This window comes from Streptomyces colwelliae, from assembly GCF_048158785.1.
GTDB lineage: Bacteria > Actinomycetota > Actinomycetes > Streptomycetales > Streptomycetaceae > Streptomyces.
In genome coordinates this window covers 1-6,932 of record NZ_JBLTJC010000482.1, presented here as the reverse complement: position 1 = coordinate 6,932, position 6,932 = coordinate 1, and the positions used below count along the sequence as shown (strand labels likewise).

At 69.5% G+C, this 6,932-nt stretch carries 6 protein-coding genes; 2 read left to right on the top strand and 4 right to left on the bottom strand.

Translation table 11 applies throughout. The annotated features are described in order from the left end of the window. On the bottom strand, positions 1–1,160 hold a 1,160-nt coding region (locus ACNFOC_RS48385), incomplete at its 3' end, for an FAD-dependent oxidoreductase (RefSeq protein ID WP_416965373.1). Between the two features lie 122 nt (positions 1,161–1,282). On the opposite strand from ACNFOC_RS48385, the gene ACNFOC_RS48380 reads away from it, so the two are divergent. Further along, a complete protein-coding gene (locus ACNFOC_RS48380; RefSeq protein WP_416965372.1) occupies positions 1,283–1,915 on the top strand; it encodes a TetR/AcrR family transcriptional regulator in 633 nt (210 codons plus the stop codon). Positions 1,916–2,053: 138 nt separating this feature from the next. Here ACNFOC_RS48380 and ACNFOC_RS48375 read toward each other — a convergent pair whose 3' ends face one another. Further along, complete coding sequence (locus ACNFOC_RS48375) at positions 2,054–4,003, bottom strand: YncE family protein (protein WP_416965371.1); 1,950 nt, start codon at positions 4,001–4,003, stop codon at positions 2,054–2,056. Positions 4,004–4,229: 226 nt separating this feature from the next. Between ACNFOC_RS48375 and ACNFOC_RS48370 the strand changes: the two genes are divergently transcribed. After that, the gene (locus ACNFOC_RS48370) at positions 4,230–4,763 is read left to right on the top strand and encodes a hypothetical protein (RefSeq protein WP_416965370.1); all 534 of its coding nucleotides are present in this window, start codon (positions 4,230–4,232) and stop codon (positions 4,761–4,763) included. A 12-nt stretch (positions 4,764–4,775) separates the two neighbouring features. On the opposite strand, the gene ACNFOC_RS48365 is transcribed toward ACNFOC_RS48370, so the two are convergent. Beyond that, on the bottom strand, positions 4,776–5,657 hold the full coding sequence (locus ACNFOC_RS48365; RefSeq protein ID WP_416965369.1) for a calcium-binding protein: 882 nt from the start codon (positions 5,655–5,657) through the stop codon (positions 4,776–4,778). A gap of 189 nt (positions 5,658–5,846) precedes the next feature. Continuing rightward, positions 5,847–6,929, bottom strand: a complete 1,083-nt coding sequence (locus ACNFOC_RS48360; protein WP_416965374.1) for an acyltransferase family protein — start codon at positions 6,927–6,929, stop codon at positions 5,847–5,849. Positions 6,930–6,932 lie beyond the last annotated feature (3 nt).

Below are 6,932 nucleotides of genomic sequence, written 5' to 3'. Positions count from 1 at the left end.
GTGGTGGTCGCGGCGGCGAGGGAGCTCCAGCGGTAGCCGGTGCCCATCGGGGGCGGGGCGGCGGCCTCGACGCCGGTGCCGGGTTCCTTGACCGCCTCGTGCACGCGGGCGTACAGGTCGGTGCTGATGCCCAGGGTCCAGGCGGCCACCGGGAGGCGCTCCTCCTCGTAGGTGTCCAGAAGTCCGGGGCCGGCCCGCCCGGCGGTCGCGAGGGCGAGTTTCCAGCCCAGGTTGTAGGCGTCCTGGATGCCGGTGTTCATGCCGAGGCCGCCCGCGATCGGGTGGACGTGGGCGGCGTCCCCGGCCAGGAAGACCCGGCCGGCGCGCATCCGGTCGACCATGCGGACGTTGACCCGCCAGACGGAGAGCCAGGTCGGGTCGGTCAGCGTGACGCCGGGCACGCGTGCGTGCCGATCGAAGATCCGCTGGAAGCTCTCCAGCGTCGGCGGCAACGGATCGCCGTTCGCGTCGAGTTCGGGTCCGGCCTGGAACTGGAAGGAGTTCGTGCCGGGCATGGGGCAGAGCATCACTCCGCCACCGTCCGGCGTGAACCACTGGTGCCAGACGTCCCGGCCGATCCCCTCGGCCTCGACGTCACCGACGACCATCGACTGGGTCTCCTCCGTCGTACCGTCGAAGCGCACCCCCATCGCCTTGCGCACCCGGCTGCGCCCGCCGTCGCAGCCGACGAGATGGCCGGCCCTGATGCGCTCCCCGTCGGCGAGGACGGCCGTGACACCGTCCTCGTCCTGCTCGAACCCGGTGACCTCCGTGCCGGGTTCGACGCCGACCCCGAACTCCGCGAGCCGCTCGCGCAGGAGTTCCTCCACCTGCCACTGCCCTATGAGGACCCCTCGCTCGTACGGTGCGTCGGGGGTGGGGCGGGCGTCCGCGAAGGGGTCGGTGTCGTTCACGTGCACGCCGTCGAAGTACTTGCGGAACGGCAGTCGTGTCGTCCCGGTGGCGAGGGCGCGCCCGGTGACGCCGACGTCCTCCAGGACCTCCAGGGTGCGCGGCTGTAGACCCTTGCCCCGGGATTCCCGGTGCGGGGCGGGGGCCGCGTCCACGATCCGCACCCCCGCACCGCGCCGGGCCAGCTCGATGGCCAGCGTGAGGCCGGTCGGTCCGGCGCCCACGATCAGGACGTCGTCGTCGCTCATGGCGGTCCTCTCGTCGTCGTTGCATCCAGGGAACACCGAACTAAGAGAAAATGCAACCAGGTCTCAGAAGATTCTCGGTCTCATCCGAACCCGAGTCTCACTCGCCTGGTAAAGTGATCGGCATGGACGAACCCGCCGGTCTGCGCGAGCGCAAGAAGGAACGCACGCGGAACCTCATCGCGCAGGAAGCCCTGCGCCTCTTCCGTGAGAAGGGCTTCGACGAGGTGTCCGTCGTCGAGGTCGCGGCGGCGGCCGAGGTCTCCAAGGCCACGCTGTTCCGGTACTTCCCGACCAAGGAGGACCTGGTCCTGGACCGCTTCGCCGACCACCTGGGCGAAGCGGCGCGCGTCGTGGGCGAGCGCCCGCCCGGCCAGACCCCCACGGCCGCCCTGCGCGCCCACTTCCTGGCCCGCCTCGCCGTCCGCGACCCGATCACCGGCCTGAACGACCACCCGGACGTGCTCGGTTTCATGGACCTGCTGTACGGCACGCCGAGCCTGCGGACCGGTCTGGTGCAGCGCTTCCGGAGCCAGGAGATCGACGCGCTCGCCGACGCCCTCCCCCACTCCGGCGACTCCACCCCGTTCATCCGCCGCCTGGCCGCGACACACCTGATCGCCGCACAGCAGGAACTCGCCCTGGAGAACTGGCGGACGATGGCCTCCGGCCGCACCGCCGACGACGCGTACGACGACGCGGTCAGCGCCGCGGAGCGGGCGTACGGGCAGCTCATGACGGGGCTGGACACGGTGTAGCCGGCTGTAGCCGGCGAACATGCGGACAGCTCCGCCCGAGGACCTGTGGTCGTCGGGACGGAGCTGCCGTCCACCGATGAAGCTCTGTGAAGCTCTGTGAATTTCTACGAGCTTCTATGAACTTCTATGAGCCGTGGGCTAGTTGGAGAAGTACAGGTACTTCCAGCCGGTGTACGTCGTCGAGTTGACGTTGTCGCCGGACGAACCGTTGATGTACGCGGCCCGGACGCGGGCCTTGATGCCGGACTCGCCGGGAGCGCCGAGGTTCACCGCGACCTTGCCGTTCGTGCCCAGGCCGAAGTACTCCGAGTCGGAGTCGTACCACCGGCCGTTGTAGTAGACCTGAAGGTCGAGCCGCTCCTGGCGGTTCTTGTAGTAGGTCATCGTCGTGGTGACGACCGGCGCCGAGTTCTTGTGGAACCAGTAGTACGACGTCGAGCCGATCTTCGCCTTCTTGTAGTGCTTGGTGATCGCGGTGGAGACCTTGACCTTGGCGTACGCCGTGGCCTTCACCGTCTTGGACGCGTACCGGGCGTCACCGGCGAAGACCGCGGAGACGGCGGTGTCGCGGGTCATGTCCACGGTCACCGTGATGTTGCCGCTGGAGTTGACCTTGCCGGTCTTGACCAGCTTCTTCGGCTTGTCGCTGCCGAAGGGGTCCGAGTAGATCGCGACCGTGCGGTTCTTGTACGTCTTGCCGAGGTGCGCGGTGAACTTCACGTCGGCGCCGTACGCGTACAGCTTGCCGTTGTTGTTCAGGCTCAGGGTCGTGGCCGAGCGGGAGACGGCGACCTTGTCGGAGGCGCTGACCGCCGCGTGCCCGGCGTCACCCGCGTAGCTCACCTTGTAGGTGACGGTGCCGCCGGCCGGCGGGGTGTCCGTGAAGGAGTAGGTGCCGTTCGCCTGCACTGTGACGGTGGGCAGCGCCTTGCCCTTCGTGGACTCCAGGTCGGTGCGCGTGACCTGGAGCTTCACGCCGGCGGGCAGCGCGACCGTCGCCGAGAGCTTGCCGGTGACGGTGAGCTTCTTGGCGCGGGGGGCGGAGGAGGGGGCGTTGACCGTGAGGGTCGGGACGTTCTTGTCGGGGTCGGTCAGCACCTTGAGGCTGTACTTGCCGGTGGACGTCCCGACCAGCGCGAAGACGCGGGAGGAGTCGGGGGACCAGGTCAGGTCGGCCGTGCCGTAGGAACCGACGGTGTATGTACGGATGGGCTTCGTCGCGCTCGGCCGGTACGTCGAGATCTTGTTGCCGTCGACCTGGGCGACGAGTCCGACCCGGGAGATGTCGGCCTGCTGGCCCGCCGGGAGGGTGCCGGACTGCGTGAACCTGCCGTCCGCGTAGGCGTCCAGGACCTGGCCGTTGACCAGCACCCGGTCGGCGCCCGCGGCGAGGTCGATGTCGCCGATGCCGCTGTTCAGGGTGTAGTCGCCGTGGTACCAGGCGGTGAGCGCGGGCGTGCCGCTCGATACGTCGAGCACGGCCATGGAGTCGGTGGAGAGGCCGGTCTCGCCGACGGCCAGTACGCCGGGCCGCAGCGGGTCGGTGTCCAGCAGGGCCTCGCCCCAGATGTCGACGGAGGTGCCCTGGTTCGGGAACTGCGCCATCGTCACCGGGTCGGTGCCGCTCGCCGGGTCCACCGCCGGGTCCACGGAACCGAGGTCGCCGTCCCACTGGTCGCCGTAGGTGAACCACACCTTGCCGCCGGAGAAGGCGATGTGGCGCGGGCCGGTGTCGGTGGGTATCGCGTAGCGGGCCTTGACGTCGAGGCCGGCCGCGTCGATCGCCACGATCTCGTGTGTGTTCTGCACCGCCGCGTACACGGTGGCCCCGTCGTCGGAGACGGTCAGGCCGGTGACCGAGCCGATGCCGCCCACCGAGGCGAGGACGTTGCCCGCGTAGTCGGTGGCCGAGACCGTTCCGGCCGAGGTGTCACCGACGAAGACCCGCTTGAGGGCCTCGTCCGCGACCAGGCCGCCGGGCGAGGTGACGTTGGCGGTCGCCGCCGAGGCCGTACCTGTCGCTACGACGCTGAGCGCCGCCGAACCGAGTAGGACCGCGAGCGCTGTCGCGGTCGAGATGCTGCGCATCCGCACGTGCTGTTCCCCCCACAAGGAAAACCGGTCCGAGGACCGGGAGTTGAGAGCGCCGCGCAACACCCGGACGCGACCGCGGATGAGAGACGCGGTGACGCGCGGGGCGCGGCTGCTGAGAGCAGCGTATGACATGGCTGTGACAGCTGGGAAAGGAGTTATGGGGTTGTCGTGTACGCGCGTTGTTTGGCAGGCTCTCGCTCGCCATGACGAGGGGGCGTTGATGAGTGCTGTGGCCGGGCGGCGGCGGGTGCCGGTGTGGCTGGGGATCGGTGTGGTCGTGCTCGCGGCGGTGGGCGGCGGCGGTACCTGGCTGCTGCGGGACGAACTGTTCCATCCGCTCGGGGACGCCCGGGCGTGCGACGGGAGCGATCTGCGGCTGCCGGGCGTGATCGATGCCGGAGGCGCGACCCTTCCGGCCGACGCCTCCGACATCCACTACCTCACCCGGAACGGCAGCGTCGAGGTCACGTTCCTGAGCCGCCGGACACCGGACTATCTGCGCCGCGCGGGCATCCTCCCGGAGGGGAAGGCCCTGTTCGACCAGAAGTACGGGACCAAAGGGGAGGCGGGGAACGTGGACGACGAGATCGCGCTGCCGGACGGCCTGTGCGGCACCTCCCTGCGGCTCCCTGTCTGGGAGTACCACTCGACGGCCGCCGACGGCACCTCCGTCGACGTCACCGTCGAGCGGTCCACGCTGTTCCAGGACGCGCTCCGCTCGCCGGCCCGAGCGGTGGTCACCTTCACGTCCTGAGACCGGCCCGCGTCAGTTCTGGTGGACGGCGTTGTGGCCCGGCCCGCCGGACAGGACGTCCTTGCCCGTGCCGCCCCACAGGGTGTCGTTGCCGGAGTTGCCGTAGATCGTGTCGGCGCCGGCGTCGCCGTAGAGGACGTCGTTGCCCGTGCCGCCGTAGATGAAGTCGTTGCCGGAGCCGCCGTGGATCCTGTCGTTGCCCGTGCCGCCGGTCAGGCTCTGGGCGGCCGCGCCACCGGTGATGACGTCGTTGCCGGCACCGCCGTCGGCCGCGTCGCCGGTGGTCGAGATCGTGTCGTTGCCGTTGCCGCCCTGGGCGATGGTGCCCGCGGCGGCCTTCAGGGTGTCGTTGCCGGCGTCGCCCCAGCCCACCGAGTACTTGCCGAGGGTCAGGGTGTCGTTGCCGGTGCCGCCCGAGATGTAGTTGCCGTCGACGCTGCCGTCGTCGGTGGCCTTGTCGTTGCCGGCGCCCAGGTCGACCGAGGCGAAGTAGTACGTCTGGCCGGTCTTGTTGTGGTAGGCGACGGTGTCGTTGCCGTTGCCGAGTGTCAACTGAAGGGTGGGGTACGGGTCCTGGCTGTCCAGGGTGGTGACTGTGCACTTGACCTTGGTGTGGTCCTTGGCGGTGGGGTACGAGCAGCCGGTGCCCGTCTTGATCGTGACCACGTCGTCGATGACGTACGTGATGGTCGAGAGGTTGCCGGTCGACGCGGTGACGACCGCCTTGTTGGTCTGGCCGGCGGCGGCCGTGTAGAGGACCTCGTTGCCGCCGTTGCCGAGCGCGGCGGTGGCCGGAGCCGCGGCCGCGTCCGCCGTACCGGCGAGGAGCAGTGGAGCGGCCAGGCCGGCACCGAGGGCGAGGGTCACGAGGCGACCGGGAGAACGAGAGGGCATCGCACAACCTCCGTGAAACGTAAGGGGAGTTGACGGAACCCGCGGAATTCGGGTTCCACCACGGCGTGTGACCCTCTCCCCAGAGGCCTGGTTGTGCCCTCTCGCGCACGGGTGTCGTCCCACAGTGAAGTGTCAGCAGTGATTCAGCGCGAGTTCACGAACTGGCCCGCCGATCCACCACAACCATCGCTAGGGGCGGGCGAGTTCGCTCGCGTCACGGTGGAACGCCCACCGCAGCTCCGGTTCCATGGCGAAGCGGAAGAGCCGCCGGACCGGCGGGGTGCACAGCGCGGTCACGACGACGGCGGCGACCACGGTCACCGTGACCTCGCCGAGGGGGCCGCGCATCCACGAAGGGTCGTACCAGCCCCAGGACTTGGCGCCCTGCGCGACGAACCCGTGCAGGAGATAGCCGTAGAGCGTGCCCGCGCCCAGTGCGGTGAACCAGGTGTGGCGGCGCGGCACCCAGGCGAGGAAGCAGGCGACCAGGAGCGTCGAGCAGGCGAAGATTGCAAGCGTCATCAGGGGCCCTTCCCAGGCGGGCGCGCCGAGTTGCTCCGCGCTCGCGTTATGGAAGAACCAGGCGTAGTCGAAGCGCGGGACCGCCCAGTACGCCACCGCGAGCGCGACCACGAACACCGGTACCGCCAACTGCCGTACCTCCGGCCGCCGTACGAGCTGGAAGTGCTCCGGCTTCAGACACAGACCGAGCACGAAGTACGGCAGGAACTGCAACACCCGTTGTAGATCGAGGTCGTTGCCGATGGACGGGGACAGCGTCGCCAGCATCGCGATGACCAGCGCCACCGCCAGCGGGTGCCGCACGTGCTTCCAGATCGGCGTGGTCAGCCGCCAGACGAACAGCGCCGCCAGGAACCACGTCAGGTACAGCGGGTCCAACAGGCTGATGGCGCGGGCGGGTTGGTGGTCGGTCCAGCGCGTGTAGAGCGTGTACGCCGTCTCGAACACGACGTACGGCACGACAACTCCCCCCAGCAGCCGCCTGATCTGCGGCGGGGTCCCGCGGAAGCCGCGCGAGAAGTACCCGGAGATCACGATGAACGCCGGCATGTGCACGGCGTAGACGAGCGTGTACAACGCGGTGACGCTACGGCTGCCGGAGCGCAGCGGCTCCCAGGAGTGGCCGATCGCCACCAGCACGATCGCCAGGTATTTGGCGTTGTCGAAGAAGGGGTCGCGCTGCTTTCCGGGGGCGGCCGTCCACGGGACCAGTGTCCGCAGCAGTTCGGCCGCTGCCTCCGCCGACGTCAGCCG